Source organism: Novosphingobium humi (genome assembly GCF_028607105.1).
Classification (GTDB): domain Bacteria; phylum Pseudomonadota; class Alphaproteobacteria; order Sphingomonadales; family Sphingomonadaceae; genus Novosphingobium; species Novosphingobium humi.
In genome coordinates, this window is record NZ_CP117417.1 from 17,577 (window position 1) to 42,220 (window position 24,644).

General features: G+C 65.8%; 24 protein-coding genes and 1 tRNA gene. 11 read left to right on the plus strand and 14 right to left on the minus strand.

The window, feature by feature from the left end:
* Positions 1 to 15: 15 nt before the first annotated feature.
* From fdxA to PQ457_RS00105, 3 genes are read right to left on the minus strand one after another with little or no spacing between them, the layout of a single operon-like run.
* Positions 16 to 354 (minus strand): ferredoxin FdxA, encoded by a 339-nt coding sequence (gene fdxA / locus PQ457_RS00095; RefSeq protein ID WP_273617807.1) that lies wholly within the window; start codon positions 352 to 354, stop codon positions 16 to 18.
* Entirely contained in the window at positions 351 to 665 is a 315-nt protein-coding gene (locus tag PQ457_RS00100) for an RNA-binding S4 domain-containing protein (protein ID WP_273617808.1), read from the minus strand. The genes fdxA and PQ457_RS00100 overlap by 4 nt, the downstream gene beginning before the upstream one ends.
* Positions 665 to 3,277, minus strand: coding sequence for a helicase-related protein (locus PQ457_RS00105; RefSeq protein ID WP_273617809.1), 2,613 nt, complete (start codon positions 3,275 to 3,277; stop codon positions 665 to 667). Before PQ457_RS00105 ends, PQ457_RS00100 begins: the two co-directional genes overlap by 1 nt.
* 151 nt (positions 3,278 to 3,428) lie before the next feature.
* Between PQ457_RS00105 and PQ457_RS00110 the strand changes: the two genes are divergently transcribed.
* From PQ457_RS00110 to PQ457_RS00120, 3 genes are all read left to right on the plus strand, one after another.
* Entirely contained in the window at positions 3,429 to 4,925 is a 1,497-nt protein-coding gene (locus PQ457_RS00110; RefSeq protein WP_273617810.1) for a M23 family metallopeptidase, read from the plus strand.
* Between the two features lie 78 nt (positions 4,926 to 5,003).
* The gene (locus PQ457_RS00115) at positions 5,004 to 5,453 is read left to right on the plus strand and encodes a globin domain-containing protein (RefSeq protein WP_420540949.1); all 450 of its coding nucleotides are present in this window, start codon (positions 5,004 to 5,006) and stop codon (positions 5,451 to 5,453) included.
* Positions 5,454 to 6,068 carry a YoaK family protein gene (locus PQ457_RS00120; protein ID WP_273617812.1) on the plus strand — a complete coding sequence of 205 codons (615 nt, stop codon included), beginning with the start codon at positions 5,454 to 5,456 and terminating at the stop codon, positions 6,066 to 6,068.
* Here the strand turns inward: PQ457_RS00120 and PQ457_RS00125 are convergent.
* From PQ457_RS00125 to PQ457_RS00150, 6 genes are all read right to left on the minus strand, one after another.
* Positions 6,055 to 6,336, minus strand: coding sequence for a DUF167 domain-containing protein (locus tag PQ457_RS00125; RefSeq protein ID WP_273617813.1), 282 nt, complete (start codon positions 6,334 to 6,336; stop codon positions 6,055 to 6,057). The two genes, PQ457_RS00120 and PQ457_RS00125, sit on opposite strands and share 14 nt — an antisense overlap.
* Complete coding sequence (locus PQ457_RS00130; protein ID WP_273617814.1) at positions 6,323 to 6,895, minus strand: gamma carbonic anhydrase family protein; 573 nt, start codon at positions 6,893 to 6,895, stop codon at positions 6,323 to 6,325. The genes PQ457_RS00125 and PQ457_RS00130 overlap by 14 nt, the downstream gene beginning before the upstream one ends.
* Before the next feature lie 9 nt (positions 6,896 to 6,904).
* On the minus strand, positions 6,905 to 7,441 hold the full coding sequence (locus PQ457_RS00135; RefSeq protein ID WP_273617815.1) for a GNAT family N-acetyltransferase: 537 nt from the start codon (positions 7,439 to 7,441) through the stop codon (positions 6,905 to 6,907).
* On the minus strand, positions 7,434 to 8,441 hold the full coding sequence (gene hemB, locus PQ457_RS00140; protein ID WP_273617816.1) for a porphobilinogen synthase: 1,008 nt from the start codon (positions 8,439 to 8,441) through the stop codon (positions 7,434 to 7,436). The genes PQ457_RS00135 and hemB overlap by 8 nt, the downstream gene beginning before the upstream one ends.
* Positions 8,442 to 8,534: 93 nt before the next feature.
* Positions 8,535 to 10,940, minus strand: coding sequence for an ATP-dependent Clp protease ATP-binding subunit ClpA (gene clpA / locus PQ457_RS00145; protein WP_273617817.1), 2,406 nt, complete (start codon positions 10,938 to 10,940; stop codon positions 8,535 to 8,537).
* Between the two features lie 148 nt (positions 10,941 to 11,088).
* The gene (locus PQ457_RS00150; RefSeq protein WP_273617818.1) at positions 11,089 to 11,334 is read right to left on the minus strand and encodes a DUF1192 domain-containing protein; all 246 of its coding nucleotides are present in this window, start codon (positions 11,332 to 11,334) and stop codon (positions 11,089 to 11,091) included.
* Positions 11,335 to 11,428: 94 nt separating this feature from the next.
* Between PQ457_RS00150 and PQ457_RS00155 the strand changes: the two genes are divergently transcribed.
* The 3 genes from PQ457_RS00155 to PQ457_RS00165 all read left to right on the plus strand — a co-directional run bounded on the left by PQ457_RS00155 (position 11,429) and on the right by PQ457_RS00165 (position 14,213).
* Entirely contained in the window at positions 11,429 to 12,433 is a 1,005-nt protein-coding gene (locus tag PQ457_RS00155) for an NAD(P)H-quinone oxidoreductase (RefSeq protein ID WP_273617819.1), read from the plus strand.
* Between the two features lie 287 nt (positions 12,434 to 12,720).
* The gene (locus tag PQ457_RS00160; RefSeq protein ID WP_273619357.1) at positions 12,721 to 13,353 is read left to right on the plus strand and encodes a glutathione S-transferase family protein; all 633 of its coding nucleotides are present in this window, start codon (positions 12,721 to 12,723) and stop codon (positions 13,351 to 13,353) included.
* Positions 13,354 to 13,511: 158 nt separating this feature from the next.
* Positions 13,512 to 14,213: a DUF1013 domain-containing protein gene (locus PQ457_RS00165; protein ID WP_168603213.1), complete on the plus strand. Its 702-nt coding sequence runs from the start codon at positions 13,512 to 13,514 to the stop codon at positions 14,211 to 14,213.
* Between the two features lie 328 nt (positions 14,214 to 14,541).
* Here the strand turns inward: PQ457_RS00165 and PQ457_RS00170 are convergent, their stop codons facing one another.
* Together PQ457_RS00170 and PQ457_RS00175 are read right to left on the minus strand one after the other, a co-directional pair.
* On the minus strand, positions 14,542 to 15,036 hold the full coding sequence (locus PQ457_RS00170; RefSeq protein WP_168603212.1) for an MmcB family DNA repair protein: 495 nt from the start codon (positions 15,034 to 15,036) through the stop codon (positions 14,542 to 14,544).
* 41 nt (positions 15,037 to 15,077) lie between these two features.
* Positions 15,078 to 15,470 carry a hypothetical protein gene (locus PQ457_RS00175; protein WP_273617820.1) on the minus strand — a complete coding sequence of 131 codons (393 nt, stop codon included), beginning with the start codon at positions 15,468 to 15,470 and terminating at the stop codon, positions 15,078 to 15,080.
* 119 nt (positions 15,471 to 15,589) lie between these two features.
* On the opposite strand from PQ457_RS00175, the gene PQ457_RS00180 reads away from it, so the two are divergent.
* Positions 15,590 to 15,666, plus strand: a tRNA-Arg gene (locus PQ457_RS00180).
* A gap of 24 nt (positions 15,667 to 15,690) precedes the next feature.
* On the opposite strand, the gene PQ457_RS00185 is transcribed toward PQ457_RS00180, so the two are convergent.
* From PQ457_RS00185 to PQ457_RS00195, 3 genes are read right to left on the minus strand one after another with little or no spacing between them, the layout of a single operon-like run.
* A complete protein-coding gene (locus tag PQ457_RS00185) occupies positions 15,691 to 17,355 on the minus strand; it encodes a capsular polysaccharide export protein, LipB/KpsS family (protein ID WP_273617821.1) in 1,665 nt (554 codons plus the stop codon).
* Positions 17,352 to 17,960, minus strand: a complete 609-nt coding sequence (locus tag PQ457_RS00190; RefSeq protein ID WP_273617822.1) for a histidine phosphatase family protein — start codon at positions 17,958 to 17,960, stop codon at positions 17,352 to 17,354. The genes PQ457_RS00185 and PQ457_RS00190 overlap by 4 nt, the downstream gene beginning before the upstream one ends.
* Positions 17,961 to 17,984: 24 nt before the next feature.
* Positions 17,985 to 18,821, minus strand: coding sequence for a 3-deoxy-manno-octulosonate cytidylyltransferase (locus PQ457_RS00195; protein ID WP_273617823.1), 837 nt, complete (start codon positions 18,819 to 18,821; stop codon positions 17,985 to 17,987).
* A 217-nt stretch (positions 18,822 to 19,038) separates the two neighbouring features.
* Here PQ457_RS00195 and kdsA point away from each other — a divergent pair, with 217 nt between their 5' ends.
* The 4 genes from kdsA to PQ457_RS00215 all read left to right on the plus strand — a co-directional run bounded on the left by kdsA (position 19,039) and on the right by PQ457_RS00215 (position 24,618).
* Positions 19,039 to 19,866, plus strand: a complete 828-nt coding sequence (kdsA, locus tag PQ457_RS00200) for a 3-deoxy-8-phosphooctulonate synthase (protein ID WP_273617824.1) — start codon at positions 19,039 to 19,041, stop codon at positions 19,864 to 19,866.
* 91 nt (positions 19,867 to 19,957) lie between these two features.
* Positions 19,958 to 22,420, plus strand: a complete 2,463-nt coding sequence (locus PQ457_RS00205; protein ID WP_273617825.1) for a heavy metal translocating P-type ATPase — start codon at positions 19,958 to 19,960, stop codon at positions 22,418 to 22,420.
* Entirely contained in the window at positions 22,417 to 22,911 is a 495-nt protein-coding gene (gene cueR / locus PQ457_RS00210; RefSeq protein ID WP_273617826.1) for a Cu(I)-responsive transcriptional regulator, read from the plus strand. Before PQ457_RS00205 ends, cueR begins: the two co-directional genes overlap by 4 nt.
* A 72-nt stretch (positions 22,912 to 22,983) precedes the next feature.
* On the plus strand, positions 22,984 to 24,618 hold the full coding sequence (locus PQ457_RS00215) for a family 43 glycosylhydrolase (protein WP_273617827.1): 1,635 nt from the start codon (positions 22,984 to 22,986) through the stop codon (positions 24,616 to 24,618).
* Positions 24,619 to 24,644 lie beyond the last annotated feature (26 nt).

A 24,644-nucleotide genomic window follows, 5' to 3' on the forward strand; every position in this document is an offset into this window, starting at 1 on the left:
TCTTAGGCGCCCCGATCAGTCACCTTCACCCGGCGCTTCAGAGAAGAACTTTTCGAACTTGCCGTCCACGCCCTTGAATTCGTCGGCGTCATCGGGCGAATCCTTCTTGGTGGTGATGTTGGGCCATTCGGCGCTGAACTTGGTGTTCAGTTCCAGCCACTGCTCCAGCCCGCTTTCGGTGTCGGGCAGAATGGCTTCGGCCGGGCATTCCGGTTCGCAAACGCCGCAATCGATGCATTCGCTCGGATTGATCACCAGCATGTTTTCGCCTTCGTAAAAGGCGTCAACCGGGCACACTTCCACGCAATCCATGTATTTGCAGCGGATGCAGGCGTCGGTAACGACATAGGTCATGGCTGCAAATCCCCTTTCGATGAAGAACAAACTTTCCCCGCTGCTAGTGGGGAAGGGGCGGTCTCGTCAAGCGCCTCATAACAGCTTTGTGCCTCATTTGCCGGTCCGCGCCGGTTTGGCATGGCGATCAACCGGATGATCCGCACCCCCGAAGGCACCGGCAGCACCAGCACATCGCCCACCGCAACCGAGGCCGAGCATCGCTCTATCCGCGTGCCGTTGCGGCGGATATGGCCCGCCTCGACCCATTCCTGCGCCGCCCCGCGCGTTTTGACCAGCCGCAGAAACCAGAGGAGCTTGTCGATCCGCATCAGGCCACCAGCGAGGCCAGAGCGGCAAAGGGGCTGTCGGCATCCATCGCGGCCTGCCGACGGGCGGCTGCCTCGGTCTCGCGCCGGGGAGGATGCCAGCGCCAGACCAGCGGCGCGGGCGGCCCGTGGATTTCAGGCGCCAGCACGCGCGGCATGATCGGGCGAAATCCGCCCAGCCGCAGCAGATGGGCATAGGCCCGCGTCGAAAGGCCGATCTTCACCGCTTCGCCCGGATCGAGCGGGAAGGCCGCGCCTGCGCCCTTGCTGCCCTTGCCGCCCGCGGCCTTGCGCCGCGCATGGGCCTCGCGCAGCAGCCGGTCGGCCCGGTCGATGCGCAGCGCCTCCTGGCCCAACCGGCGATAGCCGCGCGGCACCGGTTTTTCGCCGATCTTGACCACAGGGGCCATCGGCTGGGCAATCGCCCCGCTGCCGCCCACCGTCGCTTGCCACAATTGCAGCGGCGCGGCCTTGACCATCGCAGGGTGGAACAGATCGAGCGGCCCGATCCGCACGCCCAGCCGCCGCAGCACGTCGCGCTGGGGCGGAGAGAGCTTTTCCACGCCCGAGGCGGCGCGATCGACCATCCCGCCCCCTTCGATCATGCGGATCAGCAGCGCGCGCAGGTCCGACCCGCTGTCAGGATCAAGGCTGGCCGCCTCCATCGCCGCCAGCGGGGCAAGCGGTTTCCACCGCCGCGCCAGCCATTGCCCCAGCGCCGCGACCAAATCGGCGCGCAAGGGCGCGGCAAGCCGGTCGAGCAAGGGCGCAGCCGTCAGCGTGGGAGTGAGCAGCGCCCGCCCCCGCGCGATCCGCGCGATAGGGTGGCCATGCCAGACGATGCTTTCGCCCTGCATCGCCACATCGGCCTCGCCCGCGTTGAGCGCCGCGATCAATTCGCCCGCGCGGCGGGCCAGCAGGTCGGGCAGATGCTTTTCCGCCGCCGCCTGAAGCAGCCGCGCATCCTCATGCCGCGCAGAAGGGTCAACGCGAAAGGCAAAGCCGCTCAGCGTGCCGATCTTTTCGCCCTCGACCAGCACATCGTCGCCCTCCATCGCCACGCAGAGCAGACCCGCGTCCGGCCCCAGCTTGCGCATCAGAACCGTGGTGCGCCGGTTGACGAAGCGCTCGGTCAGGCGGGCGTGCAAGGCATCGGAGAGGCGCGATTCCACTTCGCGCGCGCGGGCCGCCATTTCATCGCGCGCCAGCACCCAATCGGGCCGCTGGCAGATATAGGACCACGAACGCACCGCCGCGATCCGGCCCTGTAACGTGTCAATGTCGCCCTGCGTGTTGTCGAGCTGGGCAATGGCGCGCGGGGCAGTGTCGGCGCCCAGCGGCCCGTGGCGCAACTCCTCCCACAGGCGGGCGACGAAACGGGCGTGGGTTTCGGCTCCCTGCTGGCGAAAATCGGGCAGCGAGCAGGCTTCCCAGAACCGGCGCACCAGCCCCGTGCCGCGCAGGCCCGACGCAATATCGGGGTCTTCGGCAAGGCGCTTGAGCACGGCCAGATCGATGGCCTGCGGGGCGGCGATCAGCTCGGCCTTGGCCGGGGGCCGCTCCAACGAATCGATCAACCGCGCCACCGAATCGAAGCTGAGATCGGATTCGCGCCAGAACAGGCGGGTCAGCGGGGCGAAGCGGTGTTCCTCAATGGCGTAGATTTCCTCATCGGAAAATTCCGCGTCATGGCCCCCCGTTCCGGCCAGCGTGCCGAACGTGCCGTCGCGCTGATGCCGCCCGGCGCGCCCGGCGATCTGCGCCATTTCGGTGGGCAGCAACCGGCGCTGGCGCACTCCGTCATATTTCGACAGCCCGGCGAAAGCCACATGGGTGATATCAAGGTTCAGCCCCATGCCGATGGCATCGGTGGCCACCAGATAATCGACCTCGCCCGATTGATAGAGTTCGACCTGGCGGTTGCGGGTTTCGGGCGAAAGCGCGCCCATCACCACCGCCGCCCCGCCGCGAAACCGGCGCAGCATTTCGGCCACGGCATAGACCTGCTCGGCGGAAAAGGCGACGATGGCGCTGCGCGGCGGCACGCGCGACAGCTTCTTTGCGCCCGAATGGCTGAGCGTGGAAAAGCGCGGGCGGCTGACGATCTCGGCCTCGGGTACGAGAGACTTGACCAGCGGCTCCATCACCGAGGAGCCGAGCAGCATCGTCTCATCGCGCCCGCGCGCATGGAGCAGGCGGTCGGTGAAAATATGCCCGCGATCGCGGTCGCCGCAGAGTTGAATTTCGTCGATGGCGACAAAGGACAGGTCGGTGAAGCGAGCATTGGCCCCCTGTTTCGAACCGCCCCTGACCGGCCCCCTCACTGGCATCGCCTCGACCGTACAGAGCAGCCAGCGCGCACCCGGCGGCTCGATCCGCTCCTCGCCGGTGATCAGCGCGACATGTTCCGCGCCCTTGATCGCGCAGACCTTTTCATAGACCTCGCGCGCCAGCAGCCGCAGCGGAAAGCCGATGGCGCCGGAGGAATGGGCGCAGAGCCGCTCGATGGCCAGATGGGTCTTGCCGGTGTTGGTGGGGCCAAGCACGGCCTTTACCCGGCCATCATGGGATTGTTGCGGGCGAAACGAAGCGCGCAGGTTGGGGGTGTGAACCATTACCCCATGAATGTGGCAAAGCAGACCCGGCCCTGCAAGGGGCGCTTTGTCGCATTGGGGGCCAATGGATCAAAAGACCACAGGTTTAGCGATGGTTTAACCATCATCAGGCAGGGAGAGAGGCGTAGAAATCTCCTTTGCAAAGGCCATTATGGCAAGCCGCGCCCTTTCCGTTGCTCCTGTCCTGCCGTCGGCTCTGGCCGCGCGGATGCAGCGTGCCTTGCGCGGTTTCGACTTTGCCACCGACCTCGCCGAGGAGATCGGCACGGCGCGCTGGTATCGCGGGCTGGGGTTGATGCTGGGCGGGATCGGTCTGGCGGTGGCGCTCTGGCCGGGGATCGGCGGCGGCCCGGTCATCGCCTCGCAGTCGATGGACGCCATCGCGCGCGAGCAATGGCGCAGCCAGACCGTGCAGCCGCTGCTCTATGGCGGCGATACCGGGCAAAGGATGGGGCCGACCTCGCGCCTTGTGCCTCTGGCGCAGGCGCCCGAACGGCCCAGTCTCGACCTCTCGGTCATGCTGGCGCAGGACGATAGCATCGAGGCGATGCTGGGCCGCGCCGGGGTGTCGGCGGCGGACAATGGCGCGGCGCGCGTGGCGCTGGCCTCGGCGGTGCCGTTGGATGAAATCGCGCCGGGCACGCGCTTTGCCCTGCATCTGGGGCAGGCCGCAGGCGCCGGGGCGCCGCGTCCGCTCGAAAGCCTTTCCCTGCGCGCGCGTTTTGATCTCGACCTGACGCTGACCCGTTCGGCGGCGGGGGGCTTTGTCGTGGCCCGCCATGTGCTGCCGGTCGATTCCACGCCTTTGCGCATTCGCGGCGTGGCCGGGGCCAGCGTCTATCGCGCCGCCCGCGCCGCCGGCGCGCCGATGAAGGCCATCCAGCAGTTCCTGGCCGCCATCGACGCGCATCTCAGCCTGGATCAGGTGCATCAGGGCGATGTGTTCGACATGGTGGTCGATTACAAACGCGCCCCCGATGGTCAGGTCGAGGTGGGCGATCTGCAATATGCCGCGATCGAATCGGGCGGGCATATGGCCAAGCAATTGCTGCGCTGGGGCAAGGGCCGCGATGCGCAATTCTATGACGCATCGGACATGGCCGAGAGCCGCGCGACGCAGGCGCTGGTGATGCCGGTGGCGGGGGCGCGGATCAGTTCGGGCTTTGGCCTGCGGCTGCATCCGATCCTGGGCTTTGCGCGGATGCATGCGGGCACGGACCTTGCCGCGCCATGGGGCGCGCCGGTCTATGCGGTGGCCGATGCGGTGGTCAATTTCGTGGGGCCGCATGGGGGCCATGGCAATTACATCCGGCTCGATCATGGCGGGGCGGTTTCCACCGGCTATGGCCATCTTTCCCGCTTTGCCGTCTCGCCCGGCATGCGCGTGCGCGCGGGGCAGGTGATCGGCTATGTCGGCTCGACGGGCCTCTCGACCGGCCCGCATCTGCATTATGAGGTGTTTCGCGGCGGGGCGCCGGTGGATCCGATGTCGGTGGGCTTTACCGTGCGCGCCGGGGTGGACCGGGCCGAGCTGGCCGCGTTTCGTGCGCGTCTGGGGCAAATGCTCCACGTGAAACCTTCGGCGGGGCTGGGGCCGGTGGGGGCGCAAATGGCGATGCGCGCGCCAGCCTCCGCCATGCCCTATTGATTGGCGTCCCCTGTTGATTGGCATCAAAGCCTGCTAGGCTGGCCCATGGCAGCGGGTTGCATTATCTGTTGCATAAGGATGGCCCCCGTGAGTGATGAAACCGACCAGATCGAAGGCGAACAGGTGGCCCGCAAGACGCCCTATGAGCGGCTGGGCGGGCGCGAGGTGATCGTGGCGATCACCAACCGTTTCTATGATCTGATGGAGGCTGATCCGGCCTATGCCGCGCTGCGCGCGATGCATGCGGCCGATCTGGGGCCGATGCGCGAAAGTCTGGCCGGGTTTCTGACCGGATGGTCGGGCGGGCCGCGCGACTGGTTCGCCTCGGGCAAATGCATGATGAGCATGCATCGCGGATTGCCCATCGCGCGCGAAACCGCCGACCAATGGGCCGCCGCCATGGCCCGCGCGATTGCCGATGTGGCCCCGGCGGATAAGGTGATGGCTGATGCCATGGCCGGTGTGCTGGAGGAAATCGCCGGTTCGATGGTGCCGGTCGAAGCGCCCGTTGCGGCATCAGCGGACTGAATGCACAGGCTCGACCGCTCCCGACGCAGCCTTGCCATCGCGCTTTCGGCGCTGGCGGGCTTTGTCGATGCCAGCGGTTTTGTCGCCAATGGCGGCTATTTCATCTCCTTCATGTCGGGCAATTCGACGCGCATGGCGGTCGATCTGGCCAGCGATATGCGCCGCGCGCTGGTGCCTGCCGGGCTGATCCTGGGCTTTGTGCTGGGCGTGGCGCTGGGGACGAGGGTGGCGGCGCGTTCGGGGCCGTGGCGCAAGGTGGCGGTGCTGGGCATGGTCTGCGCGCTGCTCTCGCTGGGCGCGCTGGCGCATGGCACGGTGGTGGCGCAAGGCGCGCTGGTGCTGGCGATGGGCGCGCTCAACGCCACGTTTCAGCGTGAGGGCGAGGGGAGCCTTGCGCTGACCTATGTGACCGGGGCGCTGGTCAAGGCGGGGCAGGCGCTGGGCGGGCAGAAAGTGCCGGGGGCAGGCGCCGGGCTGGCGCTATGGCTGGGTCTGGTGCTGGGCGGGCTGGGCGGTGCGGCGATGGGGCTGCATTATCCGGAGGCGGGGCTTTGGCTGGGGGCAGCATGGGCGGCTCTGGCCACGCTGGCCGCCATTCGCATCACCCGGCAATAGAGAGCAGTTTTTCGCGCGAGGTTGCCCCGCGCAGCAACGTGATCCGGCTTGCGCCCAGACCCAGCGCGGAAGCCACCAGTCCGATCACCGCCTCGGTCGCCTTGCCGTCCTCGGGCTTGGCGCGGACCTTGACCAGCAGGCGGCCCTCGACAATCTCCAGCCCCTCGCTGCGCGCGCCCGGCGTTACCTTCACCGCCAGCCTGCCTTCGCCATCGACCAGCGCGCGGATCGCCTCGGGCGCGGGCAGCGCGACTTTAGGCCGCGCCATGCAGCAGCATATCGTCCAGCGCCGCCTTGTGATCGCGCCCGTTGCGGACATAGGCGGCCACATTGCGCGCCATGTCGGCCAATTGGGCATCGTCCATCTCGCGCGCATAGCGTGCGGGCTGTCCGATCCACATTTGGCGGCTGGGAATGCGCTTGCCGGGGCTGAGCAGCGCGCCTGCGGCCAGCATGCCATCCTCTTCGATCACGCAGCCGTCCATGACAATCGCGCCCAGCCCGACAAAGGCGCGGTTCATCAGTGTGCAGCCATGCACCATCGCCATATGGCCGATCAGCACATCCTCGCCGATGAAGGTGGGAAATCCTTCGGGATGGCCCGGTTTGGGGCTGTCGCAATGGACCACGCTGCCGTCCTGGATATTGCTGCGCGCGCCGATGCGAATCGAATTGGCATCACCGCGAATCACGCAATTGTACCAGATGCTGACGTCCGGCCCGATTTCGACATTGCCGATAATCCTGCAACCCGGTGCAATAAAAGCACTTTCATGGATGCGGGGCCAAATCCCCTTGAATGGGGCGATGGTAACGTCTGAACGCATGGTGTCCTCTCAGCTCTTCGGCCGTGCAATGCGATAGAGAACATGGGGACGCAAGCGATCAGTTTCCAGAAGGGCGGGGTGATCGAAATCTTCATCCGGCGCATGGGCCATGCCGATCCGCTCCATCAGCGCCCGACTCTTGGCATTTGCGCGCGTGGTGATGGCGACAATCGTGGCCATATCGCGATGCGCCCATGCCCAGTCGAGCACCGCGCGGGCGCTTTCCGTGCCATACCCTTGCCCCCACGCCTCGCGGGCCAGACGCCAGCCAATCTCATATTCCACCAGCGGCGGGCGGGGCGGGCAAAAGCCGCACATGCCAATAAACCGGCCATCGTCCCGCCGCGCCATCGCCCAGAACGTGTGGCCATGCTGCGCCTGCATGGCCATCATCCGGTTGATCATCGCATCGCTGCCCTCGCGGGTGAGCGGGGGGAGGTAGCGCATCACCTGCGGGTCCTGCGCCATGGCCCAGGCGGCATCGCGGTCGCGATCCTCCCACGGGCGCAGGATCAGCCGCTGCGTGAAGATCGGCAGATTATCCATTCATCAGGCGCGCGGCATGCAGCGCATGATAGGTCAAAACGCCGCTGCATCCCGCCCGCTTGAAGGCCAGCAGGGTTTCCAGCACCATCGTATCGCGATCCGCCGCGCCCGCGGCCACGGCGGCCTCGATCATCGCATATTCGCCCGACACCTGATAGGCAAAGACCGGCACGCCGAATTGCTGCTTCACGCGGATGGCGATGTCCAGATAGGGCAGGCCGGGCTTGACCATCACGCTGTCCGCGCCCTCGGCCAGATCGACGGCCACCTCGCGCAGCGCTTCCTCGGCATTGGCCGGGTCCATCTGATAGGTCTTTTTATTGCCCTTCAGCAGCCCGCGCGACCCCACCGCATCGCGGAACGGGCCGTAAAAGGCGCTGGCATATTTGGCGGCATAGGACATGATCTGGACGTTGTGGTGGTTTTCGGCCTCCAGCGCCTCGCGGATCGTGCCGATGCGGCCGTCCATCATGTCCGATGGGGCGATGATGTCGGCGCCCGCCGCCGCCTGGTTGAGCGATTGGCCCACCAGCACCTCGACCGTGGCGTCATTCAGGACATAGCCCGCATCGTCGATCAGCCCGTCCTGACCATGGCTGGTATAGGGATCGAGCGCGACATCGGTGAGCACGCCGATATCATCGCCGCAGGCATCCTTGATCGCCCGGATCGCGCGGCACATCAGATTGTCGGGGTTGAGCGCCTCGGCGCCATCCTCGCTGCGGCGCTCGGGCTGGGTATTGGGGAAGAGCGCCAGCACGGGGATGCCCTGCGCCACGGCCTCTTTCGCGCGCGCGACGATGCCGTCCACGCTCCAGCGCGAGACGCCCGGCAGCGAGGGGATTGGTTCCTCCACGCCCGCGCCTTCGGTGACGAACAGGGGCCAGATCAGATCGGCGGGGGTCAGGATATGTTCGCGGTGAAGCGCGCGCGACCAGCCGGTGGCTCGGGTGCGGCGCAGGCGAAGCGCCGGAAAGGGCGCGGGGATGGTCTGGGTCATGGGCGCAGGTCTAAACCCGTTGCGCCGCCGGGAAAAGCGGCAATTGGCGGGCGGGACTATTTGCCCCACCCGCCAATGGCCTGATTTATCGACTTATTCGCTCTCGCCCTCATTCTCGCCGCCATTTTCGGACGGCTCGGATGCGGCGCTCGACTTCTTCTTGCCCTTGGGCGTCTTTTTCGCGTCCAGTTTCGGCGCGGCCGGGACGAGCAGGAAAGTCAGCTCGCTCTTGCCGTTCTCGCCTTCCTTGACCGTGACATTGACCTCGCCGCCATGGGCCAGCTTGCCGAACAACAGTTCCTCGGCCAGCGGTTGCTTGACCTTGTCCTGAATGAGGCGCGACATCGGCCGCGCACCATAAAGCCGGTCATAGCCGCGATCACCCAGCCATTCGCGCGCCGCCGCATCGAACTGGATATGGACGTTCTGGTCGGCCAGTTGCAGTTCGAGCTGGAGGATGAACTTGTCCACCACGCGGCTGACCACTTCCTTGCCCAGATAGGCGAAGGGTACGATGGCATCCAGACGGTTGCGGAATTCCGGCGTGAAGAGGTTCTTGACCGCTTCCTCACCCGCGTCGGCCTTGGAGATGTCGCCAAAGCCGATGCCGCTGCGCGCCATGTCGGACGCGCCCGCATTGGTGGTCATGATCAGGATCACGTTGCGGAAATCGACCGTCTTGCCGTGGTGATCGGTCAGGCGGCCATTGTCCATCACCTGCAGCAGGATGTTGAACAGATCCGGGTGGGCCTTTTCGATTTCGTCGAGCAGCAGCACGCAATGGGGCTGCTGATCAATGGCATCGGTGAGCAGACCGCCCTGATCAAAGCCGACATAGCCCGGAGGGGCACCGATCAGGCGCGAGACCGAATGGCGCTCCATATATTCCGACATGTCGAAACGCTGGAGCGGGATGCCCATGATTTCCGACAGACGCTTGGCCACCTCGGTCTTGCCGACGCCCGTGGGGCCGGAGAAGAGGAAACAGCCGATCGGCTTGTCCGGATCGCGCAGGCCCGCCCGGCTCAGCTTCATGGCCGAGGAGAGCACTTCGATGGCCTTGTCCTGACCAAACACCTGGCGCTTGAGATCGCGTTCCAGATGGCCCAGCACCGCGCGGTCGTCCTTGCTGACCGACTTGGGCGGGATGCGCGCCATCGTCGCGATCACGGCCTCGATCTCGCGCTCGGTGATGGTCTTCTTGCGCTTGGACGGCGGCACCAGCATCTGCATCGCGCCCACTTCGTCGATCACGTCGATCGCCTTGTCGGGCAATTTGCGGTCGTTGATGTAACGCGCCGACAGCTCCACCGCCGACTTGATCGCGCCCGGCGTGTATTTCACCTTGTGGTGATCCTCGAACGCGGTGCGCAGACCTTTGAGGATCTTGATCGTGTCCTCGATGCTCGGCTCATTCACATCAATCTTCTGGAACCGGCGCAGCAAAGCGCGGTCCTTTTCGAAGTGATTGCGGAACTCCTTATACGTCGTCGAGCCGATGCAGCGGATCGAGCCGCCCGAGAGCGCGGGCTTCAAGAGGTTGGACGCGTCCATCGCCCCGCCGCTGGTAGCGCCGGCGCCGATGACGGTGTGGATCTCGTCGATGAAGAGGATCGCGTGCGGCATCTTTTCGAGTTCCGAAACGACCTGCTTCAACCGCTCCTCAAAATCGCCGCGATAGCGCGTGCCCGCCAGCAGCGAGCCCATATCGAGCGAATAGATCACCGCATTGGCCAGCACCTCGGGCACCTCGCCCTCGACGATCTTGCGCGCAAGGCCCTCGGCAATCGCCGTTTTGCCCACGCCGGGGTCGCCCACGTAAAGCGGGTTGTTCTTTGAGCGGCGGCACAGGATCTGGATCGTGCGGTCCACTTCGGGCCCGCGACCGATCAGCGGGTCGACCTTGCCGCCCAGCGCCTTTTCATTGAGGTTGACGCAGAACTGGTCGAGCGCGGAATCCTTCTTGTTGGCGTTGTTCGACGACTTGGTTTCCTGCTTTTCTTCCTGACGCGGTTCTTCGGCCTCGGCGCCCTTGGGGCTCTTGTCCTCGATCTTCTTGCCGCCCTTGCCGATGCCGTGGCTGATAAAGGAAACGGCATCCAGACGGCTCATATCCTGCTGCTGCAGGAAATAGACCGCATAGGAATCGCGTTCGGAAAACAGCGCGACCAGCACATTGGCGCCGGTGACCGTATCCTTGCCGCTGGATTGAACATGCAGGATGGCGCGCTGGATCACGCGCTGGAAACCGGCGGTCGGGGCCGGATCGCCCTTTTCCTTGGTTTTCAGGCTTTGATATTCCTGATCCAGATACTGCTTCACCGCCTCGGCCAGATCGCCCAGATCCACTCCGCAGGCGATCATCACCTGCGACGCATCGGGATCGTCGATCAACGCCAGCAGGAGATGCTCCAGCGTTGCATATTCATGGCTGCGCTCCGACGCCTGGCTGAGCGCCGCGTGGAGGGTCTTTTCGAGACTTTGGGCGAAACTGGGCATTGATCGCGCTTTCGCTACTAAGAGGGCAGGGGGCTGGAGGGATGGGAGGGGCGAACAAGCCGGGATGATACCCCGGCAGGATATGCGACAACAGGTGTAATAAAGCCCATATGGCGATCCCCTGCACAATTACGAGGGGGCGCGCGCATCAGCTTGTCGCACCCGATGGGGAAGCGCCCGATGAGGGGGATGTCCGAAACAGCGCCTCGGCGGCAAGGCGATTGGCGGCGCTGCGGGCCTTGTGTGCACGCACCCGCGCGATTTCCGCTTCGAGCAGAATCACCCGCGCATCCAGTTCGTCAATCGAATAAGGCTCAAGGCTCTCCAAAGAGAGGGAGGCCGCAGCGTCCTTGCGACCGCTTGCCAAAGCATGGGGGCGATCTTCATCTTCCATTGGCAACAGCATCGGACTGCTTTCGCTTGCTGTCAACAGGGCGTGAGGCTAGGGATTACAGTTAAATAGTGTATTGCAGCATCGCGGGGCAATCATGGGGTCTGTGCTTCCCGAATTTATGAAGGCGGTGACATTCGATTCTCCGGGGCCGGCGCAGGTCCTGAAAGTGTCGGATCTGGCGGTGCCGATGCCCGCCGCCGGGCAGGTTCTGATTCAGGTGGCCGCCGCCGGGGTCAACCGGCCCGATGTGATTCAGCGTCTTGGCCAATATCCCGCGCCCAAGGGCCATTCTCCCATTCTGGGGCTGGAAATCGCGGGCGAGGTGGTGGCGCTTGGCACGGGCGTCGACCCGACCCTGCTGGGCCAGAATGTCTGCGCGCTGGTCAATGGCGGGGGATACGCGCAATATTGCATCGCCGAGGCGGGCATCTGCCTGCCCGTGCCCGATGGCCTCTCGATGGTTGAGGCCGCGGCCATCCCTGAAACGCTCTTTACCGTCTGGCACAATGTGTTCGAACGCGGCTGGGCCAGCCAGGGCGAGCGCGTGCTGGTCCATGGCGGCACCAGCGGGATCGGCACGATGGCCATCACGCTGGGCAAGGCCTTCGGGCTGGAGGTGATCGTCACCTGCGGCAGCGACGAGAAATGCGAACGCGCGATCGAACTGGGGGCGGCCCATGCGATCAATTACCGCAGCCATGATTTCGTCGAAGAGGTCAAACGCATCACCAATGGCGAGGGCGTGCATCTGGTGCTGGACATGGTGGCGGGCGATTATGTCGCGCGCAATCTGAAATGCCTGGCCGATGACGGGCGCCATGTCACCATCGCGGTGCAGGGCGGGGCCAAGGCCGAGGTGCCGATGTGGCAGGTCATGGCGCGGCGCCTGACGCTGACGGGATCGACGCTGCGCGCGCGCTCCAACGCGTTCAAGGTGCTGCTGGCGCAGGAAATCGCCGCCAATGTCTGGCCGCTGGTCGATGAAGGCGAAGTCCGCCCGGTGATGGCGCGCACCTATCGGCTGGAACAGGCCGCACAGGCCCATGAGCAGATGGAATCGGGCGATCTGGTCGGCAAGATTGTGCTGGAGGTGTTATGAGCTATCCGTTGCTGCGCCTGAGCGATGACCGGGCATGGGTGGAAATCCGCAAGGGGCGCGGTGCGGTCACCTGGAACGATATGGAGCGCGTTTTTGAAGGCGCCGCCAAGGCCGGGCAGGAATGGCGCGGCGACGAGGGCGGCAAGCTCTCCGGGCGCTGCTGCATCTCGCCCTCCCATGTCGATTCCACGCTCAGCCTGCCCTATGCCGTGCATGGTCAGGACGGGGTGAATATCGGTCAGGCCGTCGAACTGGCCTTTCCCGACGACACCATCTGGAAAGCATCGCTGCACGGACAGGCCTTTGTCCTGCATGAGGATCCGATTTCGGCCAATTGCTACAAGATCCGGCTGACGGCGGCCCTGCTGGGCCTGCCTTTGTCGCGCCGGGCCTATGACATTCGCAAGGGCGAGACGCGGACCCCCGAATTTCTGGCGCGGGTCAATGCCAACGGGCGCATCCCGGTGCTGGAAATCGCCGGGGCCAGCGGCATACGCTTTCTGCCCGAAAGCAACGCGGCCTGCTGGTATTTGGCCAGCGGTTCGCGGCTGATCCCGACCGACCGTTTTGCGCAGGCCGACATGCTGCGCTGGATGTTCTTTGAACAGTATAATCACGAGCCCAATGTCGCGACGCTGCGCTTCTGGCTGGCCTATATTGGCGAGGAGAATCTGAGCGAGGCGCAAAAGGGGCAATTGGACGCCAAGCGCAGTGCGGGCGAGGCGGCGTTGCGGCTGATGGATGAGCATCTGGCCAAGCATGACTGGTTTGTCGGCCAAGGCATCACGCTGGCTGATATCGCGCTCTTTGCCTATACGCATGTGGCCGGGGAAGGCCGCTTCGTTTTGGATGATTTTCCCGCCATCAAACGCTGGATCAGCCGGATTGAGGCCCTGCCGGGGTTTGTCGCGCTGAATTAACGGCGCAAATCCGCGCCAAATTGCGGCAAAACGCTTGCCCAGAATCAATCCCGCGCTTATGGGGAAAAGGTTAGGCCGCTCCGTGAAGGGGCGGCCCTTCTATTTTGTGCCCGGTTTTGGCGGGTTTTTCCCGCCTCAAACACGCTCGGAGATGACCCGTGACCCAGCCCACCCCGCTGATGCCGCATGCAACGGCCTCGTGGCTTGTCGACAATACCGCGCTCACGTTTGAGCAGATCGCAGACTTCTGCGGACTGCACATTCTTGAGGTGCAGGCCATGGCCGACGATCTGACCAGCGCCAAGTATATGGGCCGCGATCCGCTGCGCGCGGGCGAACTGACCGCCATCGAAATCGAACGCGGCCAGAACGACCCCAACTATCGCCTGAAAATGTTCAAGGCGCCCGTGACGGTCAGCCGCACCAAGGGCCCGCGCTATACGCCGGTGTCCAAGCGCCAGGACAAGCCCGACGGCATCGCCTGGATCCTGCGCAACCACCCCGAAGTGTCGGACGCCCAGATCAGCAAGCTGATCGGCACCACCCGCACCACGATCGCCGCGATCCGCGACCGCAGCCACTGGAACATCGGCAACATCACCGCCAAGGATCCCGTGACGCTGGGCCTGTGCTCGCAGCGCGAACTGGACGCGATGGTGGCCAAGGCCGCCAAGGGCCGCAGCGCCGAGGATGACGAGGCCGACGTCCAGCGTCTGGGCAGCGACCGCGACGCGCTGATCGAAGAACTGCGCGCCGCCCGCGAGGCGCAGGCCAAGGCCGCCAGCGAAGCCGCCCAGGAAGCCGAAGCCGCCGCATGGCTCGCCGCCAAGCGTGCCGCCGAGGCCGAAGGGCGCGAATAAGCGCTCCGGTTTATTGGTATTGAAAAGGGGGCTGCCTTCGGGTGGCCCTTTTTTTGGTTTTGCAGGGGTTTTAAGATGCCTCCGGCGGGCAAAGGGCGGGGGCCCTTTGCAATCCCGTTTTGGGTTTGCGCTTCGGTTCATAGGGGAGTGGCTGGGGCCTCGGTTGTAAAGCCTGCGGCGCGGCAACCTTGCGCTGATCGGCGCCGCAGGCTTTCAAATTCCAACGTCAAAATGTTCAATTGCCCAATCGGCAGGGCACCACGCAGACAGTAATGGGAGCGCGAGGGTCCAGACCCTCGCATTCATCCTTCCTTCTTCAAAACCCCGATCAAGCCCCGCCCCACTGCCCGATCCTGGGGTCCAGCGCGACCGCCTGCCGCCGCAACGCCGCCCGCGCCAACCGCTCCACCTCGACCTTGCGCCGAGCCGGGGCCAAAGGCATCAACGGCGCGGGCCTCAGGATTTCGGCGTCATAGCCATCGGCCACGATCAACCCGCATTGGTCGGGGCGAAAGGCCTCGCTTTCCATGCAGGCGCGGTCGAGATGGCTGGCCAGCCCCCAGAAGAAGCGGTCGCAATGGTCGAGATAGTCGGTCCATTTGCCATCGCCCATCAGGTCAGCGCGGGCCACTTTGATTTCGACGATGATGACCTGCCCCTTGGCGTCGATGCCCATCAGGTCGGCCCGGCGCCCGTTGCGCAGCGGCATTTCGGCCATGCACCAGATATCGTTGCGGGCAAACAGGCGGGAAATCCCCCGCGCGACCGCCAAAGCATCAGCGGGCATGCCATCGGGAATCAGCGAATCAGGCGAAATATCCATCCCGCCATTCTAGGAACAGAACGCGAACTTGCAAGTCCTGCCTAAAGGTTTTGATCGTCGCCCGCCGGGGCCAGCGCCAGCAATCCGCGCCGCGCCGAGGTGAACTCCTGCCACAGCGCGCGCGCGGCCGGGACCACATCGCCGCCGCGTTCATGCACCGAAAGCAGCGCGGCCACGCCCGGCTCCATAATGGCCACCAGATCGCCGATGGATTGTTCGATCAGCCGGGCCCGGCGGGGATCGGCCCCGCGCAAACCGGTCGGAAAAGCCAGCAGCTCGGCCACTTCCTGCGCGGAATTTTCCCCGGCCAGTGCGGCAATCGCCCGCGCCGCCTCGCGCAGCGCGCCCCAGCGCATTCCGAGCGGATCAACATTGTCGCCGGGCAAAGCCCCCGATTGGGCCAGAGCATCGGAAGGTGTGGGCGCAGGTTCCATGACTCTACAATATAGAACCCAGCTCTTGCCAAAACCCTAATGCGTCAAACTTTTTACCATGGAGCGAAAATCTCTGGCCATGACGGCCAAGCGCTGCTAACCGCGCAGACATCTGGTGCGCATCCGTAGCTCAGCTGGATAGAGTACTGCCCTCCGAAGGCAGGGGTCACAGGTTCGAATCCTGTCGGATGCACCATACGCTAGCCCATATTCAGCCAGCTCAGTTAACGCACCGCTTTATGCGGGCCATCAACTGCCCCTGCCATCGGCGCAGCGGGGCGATCCATTGCAAGCGGTTGGGCGCGCGGTTTTCGGCCATGCGGCCGACCAGCACCTCGGGCGGGCAGGGCAGGCCGGTGACGGGATCGAGATAGCGCGGATAGAGGATCAGCACGCCCGCGACCAGTTCGTCCAGCACCAACGCCCGCCCGCGCCGGTCGGGCACCGCGCCCAGATCGCGCGTCAGGCCCCATCCGGCATAGAAGGGCGTGCCATGGCACGTCACATCCCGCCCGCGCATCAGCGCCTCGAACCCGGTCAGCGAGGTCAGCACATGGACCCCATCGACCGTATCGAGCAGTGGCGCCATGCCCCCGCCCCGCACGATCCGGTCGGCCAGTTGCAGCACTTCGCCATCGGGCAGGGCTCCCTTGCGATGACCCGCATCGACATCGGGGTGCGGGCGGAACCAGATCTCGGCGTCGGGTTCGAGCGCGCGCGCCCGGCGCAGCAGTTCCAGATTCGAACGCAAACCGCCGCCGCCCGCGATCACCGACATGTCATCCTCGACCTGTCCGGGCACCAGCACCAATCGCCGCGCGCCGCGCCGGGGGGCGCTTTGGGCGGTGGTGGCGGCATATTTGCTGATCCCGGCCGCGACGATGGTTTCGCGCAAGGAGCGGGCGCGTTCGAGCAGTTCGGGGGAGAAAACGGTCCGGGCCAGAATCGATTCCAGATCACTGGGCCGGGATGGGTCGAAGTGGATGCCGTCCCGGTCAACCACGATCGAGGAGGGCGGCACCAGATTGCTGCCCAGCCCCACCGAGCGGACAAAGCCATCCTCGACCCGGATCAGCGGCACGCCCTGCGCCTTGGCCTTGGCCAACAAGGCGGGCGACACGCGCGAGGGCCAGATCGCCACGCCGCCGCCCCGCCGCCGGGCCGTGGCCAACGCCCGGCGCGGGCTGGACACCATGCGCAGATCGTCCGAGCCTGACCACAGAAAGCGTCGGATTTCGGCGCGTTTCCACCATGCCATCCCGCTGGCCGCCACAATGCCGCGATTGGCCGCGATGATGCGCCGCCATTCGGCCAGCAGGTCGATCGTGGCCTCCATCGTGGCGGGCGCGCCGGTAAACGGATCGCGATATTGCGCCGATGTCAGGGCGCGCAGGGCATGGCGGTCGAGCGCGGCACCATCCTCACCCGGCGCGCCAAAGCGGCCCGGTGAGAGCACGCGCACCGGCACTCCGGCGATGCGGGCCAGCGCGACCCATTCGTCATCGCCATGCGCGATCAATTGGCCCGCACCGTCCAGCGCCGACCACGGATCGATGGCGGCGCGCCACTGGCCGCCTTCTTGCGCGGCTGCGCGGGCCAGCGCCCGATGCAGCGCGCGCGCGGGCGAGGCCGCGACCCACAGCGCCGGTGAGGCAGGCGCCAGAGCGGCGAGTTCCGCAGCATCGCGCGGGCGCACAACCACCTCGGCCGGGGCGCTTAATTCGCTGGGCGCCTCCCAGAAGGCACCGCCGACCCGCGCCGTGCGCAGCCGCGCGAAAAGGGCGGCGGGGTCTTCATGCACGGCCTTGGCGGCATTGTCGGCAAAGGCCACAATTGCGGGTTTAACCCCCGGAAAAGGCGGCGCGCGCAGCAGGGGTGCGCTCATGGCCTGACCCCCCACGCGGCGATTTCCATTTGCCCGCCCGCATCGCGGCGCAGCAGGCCATAGGCGCCGGTGGGCAGTTTGAGGCCGGGCATATCCCGCATCGCCGCCCGCAACGCCGGATCGGCCAGCAGCGCGAAACGCGCCGCGCCATTGCTGGTGACCAGCAGGATCGGGCCATCGGCGGGGGGCGCGGCAAACAGCGCCCGCCATCCCTCCAGCCGCCGTTCGGCATCGATCCGCCAGCCCGGCGGAGGCAGGGCCTGTGCATCCCATGCCGCCAGCGCATCATGGCCGATCCGGGCGACAACCGCGGCTTCCTCCCTGTTTTCATCCGGCCCATGATCGATCTCGGCCAGCCAGTCGCAGGTTTCAGGCGCTGGCATGCCGCCTTGCGCCGCCACGATGGCTTGGGCGGTGGCGCGCGTACGCAGCAGCGGCGAGGTCAGCACGCGGGCAAAGCGCCAGCCCAGCGCGGCAAAATGGGCGCCCAGCGCTTCGACCTGTGCCCGGCCATGGCCGGTCAGCGGCAGGTCGGTGCGCGCGCCGATGCGGCGCGGCGGCTCTCCGGCGGCAAAGGTGTTTCCATGGCGGACGATGACAAACATCCCTGCGCGCTTAACCGATTCGGATCAGGCCGGAAAGGGATCGCCCAGCCGGGCAATCGCTTCCTGCGCCCATTGCACGTCGGCGCTCGTGTCGATGCCCGACAGGGCGTGGTCGGGCGCGGACACCTCGAATGTGTCGATGGTCCGCCCGCCTTCGAGAAAGCGGAGCTGTTCGAGCCCTTCGAGCACCTCGTAAGGCGTGGGCGCGGTGGCCGCGAACCAGTCGAGCGCGGCCATGCGATAGCCGTATAGGCCCAGATGCTGCCACACGGGCGAGAGATCGCCCGCCGCGCGCAGGGCGGCCTCGTTGCGGATGGCCGGGATGATCGTCTTGGAAAACCACAAGGCCCGCCCGTCCGGCCCGCGCGCGCAGGTTGTGCCGCTGAAAGGCGCGGTCAGCTTGTGATGGCGCAGCCGGTCGAGCCGCGCCCAGTCGAGCCGATAGACCGGCGTGGCCACATCGGCCTGTCCTTCACGCAGGGTGCGGATGAGGCCGGCAACGATGGCAGGCGGGATGAAGGGCGCGTCGCCCTGAAGATTGATGACAAGGCCGGGTGTGCGGGCCTGCTGATGCGCGGCGGCGCAGGCGCGGGCCGAACCGGAATCGAGCGAGGCGGGCGTCATCACCGCCGCCACGCCCAGTGTCCGTGCATGATCGGCAATGCGCGCATCATCGGTGGCCACGACCAGTTCGCATTGGCCTGCCTGCGCGGCGGCCGCGCGGGCCACCGCCACTACGCGTTCGAGCAGCGTGCGCCCGGCGATCATCATCAACGGCTTGCCCGGCAGACGGGTCGAACCATAACGCGCCGGAATAACGATCAGATCGGACGCCATGGCGTCATGCGCAACTGCGCTCATGGCGTCTTGCTTAAACGAATAAAACCGAAAGGCTCGCCAATGAATATTTGCGCGATCATAGACATCCCTGATGCCATGGAAAGAAGTTAGGACCAAATTGGCAAGTATGGAAATCCCAGCGGGATTGCCAGCCCTTTCGTTCTGCGCCAAGGAAAGGCGCATCGCGGGGGTGGTTGCGACATATCACCAATAAACAGCAATTCAGGGTTGAAGCATCATGCGCCTTTGCGGACACGAGATCGGCCACGCCACGCCTCTTTTCGCCATTTGCGGCCCCTGCGTGATCGAGAGCGAGGCGATGACCCTGTCGATCGCGCAAACGCTGTCCGATATGGCGCGGCGCCTTGGCATGATGGTGATTTTCAAGAGTTCGTTCGACAAGGCTAACCGCAGTTCCGACCGCTCCTTTCGTGGGCTGGGCATGGACGAGGGATTGCGCATCCTTGAAAAGGTGCGCGCCGAAACCGGCCTGCCGGTGCTGACCGATGTGCATGAACCGCATCAGGTGAGCGCGGTCGCCTCGGTGGTTGACGTTTTGCAGACGCCCGCCTTTTTGGCGCGTCAGACCGATTTCATCGCCGCCGTGGCCGCCTCGGGGCGGCCGGTGAACATCAAGAAGGCGCAGTTCATGGCGCCGGGCGATATGGTGCAGGTGGTGGCCAAGGCGCGCAATGCAGCCTCTGCGGCCGGGCATGACCCGGACAATTTCCTGCTGTGCGAGCGGGGCGCCTCGTTTGGTTATAACAACCTCGTTTCCGACATGCGCTCGCTGGCGATCATGGCCCAGACCGGATGCCCGGTGGTGTTTGATGCAACCCATTCGGTGCAACTTCCCGGCGGTCTGGGCGAGAGTTCGGGCGGCCAGCGGGAATATGTGCCTTTGTTGGCGCGGGCAGCGGTGGCGGCGGGCGTGTCCGGCCTGTTCATGGAAACCCACCCGGACCCGGACAAGGCCCTGTCGGACGGCCCAAACGCGGTGCCATTGGATCAGGTCGAGGAATTGTTGCGCCGATTGCAGGCCATTGATGCCGTGGTGAAGGGATAAGGGCAGATTTTGCCTATCACCCCTTGACCTTCCCATGATGGCAAGCCCCATCTTCACGCCGGAACCTTTTATTCGAGCGTGAGCATCCGTCATGAGCCAGCCCCACAACCAGTCCGCAACCGGCCCCATGCGGCGTCATATCGCCATTGAGGGCATGAATTGCGCCTCCTGCGTCGGGCGGGTGGAAAGGGCGCTGGGCAAGGTGGCGGGGGTGCGCTCGGTCAGCGTCAATCTGGCGACGGCGGGGGCCGATATTGTGGCTGATGCCGGGGTGGATCATGGCGCGATCACCCGCGCGGTCGAGGAGGCGGGCTACCGCATTCCCGCCGCCACCCATGAACTGGCGATCGAGGGGATGAGCTGCGCTTCCTGTGTGGGCCGGGTCGAGCGGGCGCTGCTGGCCGTGTCCGGCGTTTCCACGGCGGCGGTCAATCTGGCCACCGGGCGGGCGCAGGTGCGCGGGACGGCGCCGGTGGCCGATCTGATCGCGGCGGTGGCCGGGGCGGGCTATCAGGCGCGCGAATATCGCGGCGCGGCCGCCCGCGACGAGGCGCAGGACCGCCGCGAGGCCGAGGCGCGGGAATTGCAGCGTGATGTCCTGCTGGCGCTGGTGCTGGCCCTGCCGGTCTTTGTGCTGGAAATGGGGGCGCATCTGATCCCCGGTGTGCACGAACTGATCCACCGCACCATCGGCATGCAAAACAGTTGGTATCTCCAGTTTGCGCTGACCACGCTGGTGCTGGGTTTTCCGGGGCGGCGTTTCTATCGCCATGGCATTCCGGCGCTCTTGCGGATGGCGCCCGATATGCATTCGCTGGTCGCGGTAGGCACGCTGGCGGCCTATGCCTATTCGCTGGTGGCCACCTTTGCGCCCGCGCTGCTGCCGCCGGGCACGGTAAATGTCTATTACGAGGCCGCCTCGGTCATCGTCGCGCTGATCCTGCTGGGCCGGATGCTGGAGGCGCGGGCCAAGGGGCGCACGTCCGAGGCGATCCAAAGGCTGGTGGGGCTTCAGCCCCGAACCGCGCGGGTGCGCGGCGCGGGCGATACCGCCATCGAGGATGTCATCGCGGGCGACATCATCGAGATCCGCCCCGGCGAACGCATCCCCGTCGATGGCGAGGTGATCGAGGGCGCAAGTTTCGTTGATGAGGCGATGATCACCGGCGAGCCGATCCCTGTCGCCAAGACCATCGGCAGCCGCCTTGTGGGCGGCACCGTCAACCAGCAGGGCGCTCTGGCCTTTCGCGCCACGGCGGTGGGGGGCGATACGGTGCTCTCGCAGATCATCGCCATGGTCGAGGCGGCGCAGGGTTCCAAATTGCCGATTCAGGGCGTGGTCGACCGGATCACCCTGTGGTTCGTCCCGGCGGTGATGGCGGCGGCCGTGCTGACCTTTGCGGGCTGGCTGGTGTTCGGGCCGCCCCATGCGCTGGGTCTGGCGCTGGTCAATGCGGTGGCGGTGCTGATCATCGCCTGCCCCTGCGCGATGGGGCTGGCCACGCCCACGGCGATCATGGTGGGAACCGGGCGCGCGGCGGAAATGGGCGTCCTGCTGCGCCGGGGCGAGGCGCTGCAGATGCTGCGCGAGGCCAAGGTCATCGCGCTGGACAAGACCGGCACGCTGACGCTGGGGCATCCGGCCCTGACCGACCTGCATCTGGCCGAAGGGTTCGAGAGGGGCGCAGTGCTGGGCGCCATTGCGGCGGTTGAGGATCGCTCCGAACATCCCATCGCCCGCGCGATTGTCGAGGCCGCGCAGGCCGAAGGGCTCAGCCCCGGCGCGGCGGGCGATTTTGCCGCCATCCCCGGCATGGGCGCGCGCGGCGTGGTCGATGGTCATGATGTGGCCGTGGGCGCGGATCGCTATATGGAAAGTCTGGGGCTGAACACCGCGCCCTTTGCGCAGATGGCGGCGCGGCTGGGCGCAGAGGGCAAGACCCCGCTCTATGCCGCCATCGACGGGGTGCTGGCGGCGGTGCTGGCCGTGTCCGATCCGGTCAAGCCGGGGACGCCCGAGGCCATTGCCGCGTTTCATGCGCTGGGGCTGAAAGTGGCGATGATCACCGGCGACAACAGCGCCACCGCCCATGCCATCGCAGCGCGTCTGGGCATGGACGAGGTGGTGGCGCAGGTCATGCCCGAGGGCAAGGTGGAGGCGGTGCGCCGGTTGCAGGGTGAATATGGCCGCCTTGCCTATGTGGGCGACGGGATCAACGATGCCCCCGCGCTGGCGCAGGCCGATGTGGGCGTGGCGGTGGGCACGGGCACCGATATCGCCATCGAGGCGGCCGATGTCGTGCTGATGTCGGGCCATCTGGGCGCGGTGGGCGATGGCATCGCGCTCTCGCGCGCAACCATGGGGGTGATCGGTCAGAACCTGTTCTGGGCCTTTGCCTATAATGTCGCGCTGATCCCGGTGGCCGCTGGCGTGCTGTATCCGGTGCTGCTCTCGCCGGTCTTTGCGGCAGGCGCGATGGCGATGTCCTCGGTCTTTGTGCTGGGCAATTCGCTGCGCCTGCGGCAATTCAGGCGGGCAGGAGAAACGCGATGAACATTGGCGAGGCGGCAAAGGCATCGGGCGTGTCGGCCAAGATGATCCGCTATTACGAAACCACCGGCCTGATCCCCAGGGCCGAGCGCCGCGCATCGGGATACCGCGATTATTCGCCCGCCGATGTGCATAATCTGCGCTTTATCCGCCGCGCGCGCGACATGGGCTTTGCCGTGGCCGAGATAAACGAATTGCTGGGCCTGTGGCGCGACCGTTCGCGCCATAGCGCGGATGTCAAACGCATCGCGGCGGCCCATGTCGAGGAATTGAGCGCGCGCATCGCCGCGATGGAGGAAATGCGCAACACATTGCAGACGCTTATCGGATGCTGCGCGGGGGATGATCGGCCCGATTGCCCGATCCTGGCCGATCTGAGCGAGCCGGGATCGCCCGAGGCCCCCGCCCGCCCCGATGCGCAGGCGCGGCTGCGCGAGAGGGCGATCGCCAACCGGTCAGGCGTAAACCGGTCAGGGGGCAATCGGCGCGGATAGGCGCCCATTTCCCCTTGCCATGGCCATTTCGGTTTAATAGAACGATAATTCTAAATAAGCCGAGAGGATGCCATGGTTACGCGACGTTCTGCATTGGAAAGCCTTGCCGCCGGGCCGCTGGGGGCCGCGATAACGGCCGCGCTGCCTGCCGCCGCCGCAGGGACCAAACCCCCCGTCAACCATGCCGTCGGCCCCGAGGGCGAACGCCGCGCCGATCTGGGCAACGGGTGGTATCGCAATCCGATCATGCCGGGCGATTATGCCGATCCGTCGATCCTGAAGGACGGCGATGATTATTACATGACCCATTCCAGTTTTGACGCGGCCCCCGGCCTCATCATCTGGCATTCGCGCGACCTGGTGAACTGGCGCCCGATCGGCCCCGCGCTGGAAAAGCCGCTGGGCACGGTGTTCGCCGTGGATATCGCCAAGCACAACGGGCGCTATTTCATCTATATCCCCTTCATGAAGGCGCCATGGTCGGCTGATCTGCCCAGTTTCGCCAATATCTATGTCATCCATGCCGACAGCATGGCCGGGCCGTGGAGCGATCCCATCGACCTCAAGATCGGCGGGCTGATCGATCCGGGCCATGTCGTGGGCGAGGACGGTAAGCGCTACCTCTATCTGTCGGGCGTGAACCGGGTGGCGCTGGCCGATGATGGTCTCTCCACGATCGGCCCGGTCGAACCGGTCTATGACGGCTGGCACTATCCCGATGAATGGATCACCGAGGGCTATTCGCTGGAGGGGCCAAAACTGTTCCGGCGGGGCGAATGGTTCTATCTGGTCTCGGCCGTGGGCGGCACGGGCGGCCCGGCCACCAGCCATATGGTCATCATCGCCCGGTCAAAATCGGCGCGCGGGCCATGGGTCAATTGCCCGCATAACCCGATTGTGCGCACGCGCAGCGACAAGGAGGCGTGGTGGTCGCGCGGCCATGCCACGATGGTCGAAGGCCCCAAGGGCGCTTGGTACATGGTCTATCACGGCTATGAGAAGGACTATCGCTCGCTGGGCCGCCAGACCTTGCTGGAGCCTCTGGCATGGGGGGCCGATGGCTGGCCGCGCGCGCTGGGGGGCGATCTGTCGCTGGCCATGCCGATGCCGACGGGCCGGGCGGGCGAACCGGGCGGCTTTACCCGCAGCGACGATTTCACGCAGCCCGCCTTTGGCACGCGGTGGAGCTTTTACGGCGCGGCGCCGGGGGAATTGCACCGAGCCAAGGTGGGCGCCAACAGTTCAGGGCAGGGCGTGTTGACGCTGGAGGCCAAGGGCACTGGCCCTGCCGATTGCTCGCCGCTGACCCAGACGGTGGGCGACCATGCCTATGAGATCAGCGTGATCGTCGATGTGGAGCAGGGCGCGCAGGGCGGCCTGCTGCTGTTCTATGATGACCGGCTGTTTCTGGGCATGGGCATTGATGGGCAAAAGATGACCTCGTGGCGCGGCGGCCGGGCCAGCTATTGGCAGGAACCGGCGCCCAAGGTGAGCAAGCTGCATCTCAAAATCGTCAATGATCGCCAGATCGTCACCTTCTATTACAGCGTGGACGGCAAAAACTGGACCCGCCATGGCGTCCGCAGCGAAGTGTCGGGCTATCAGGCCAACACGGTCGATGATCTGGCATCGCTGCGCCCCGCGCTTTACGCCAGCGGCAAGGGGGCGGTGCGCTTCATGGATTACCGCTTCCGCGCCATGGGCTAGGAGCCAATTCCTGCGCAGGCCCCAAT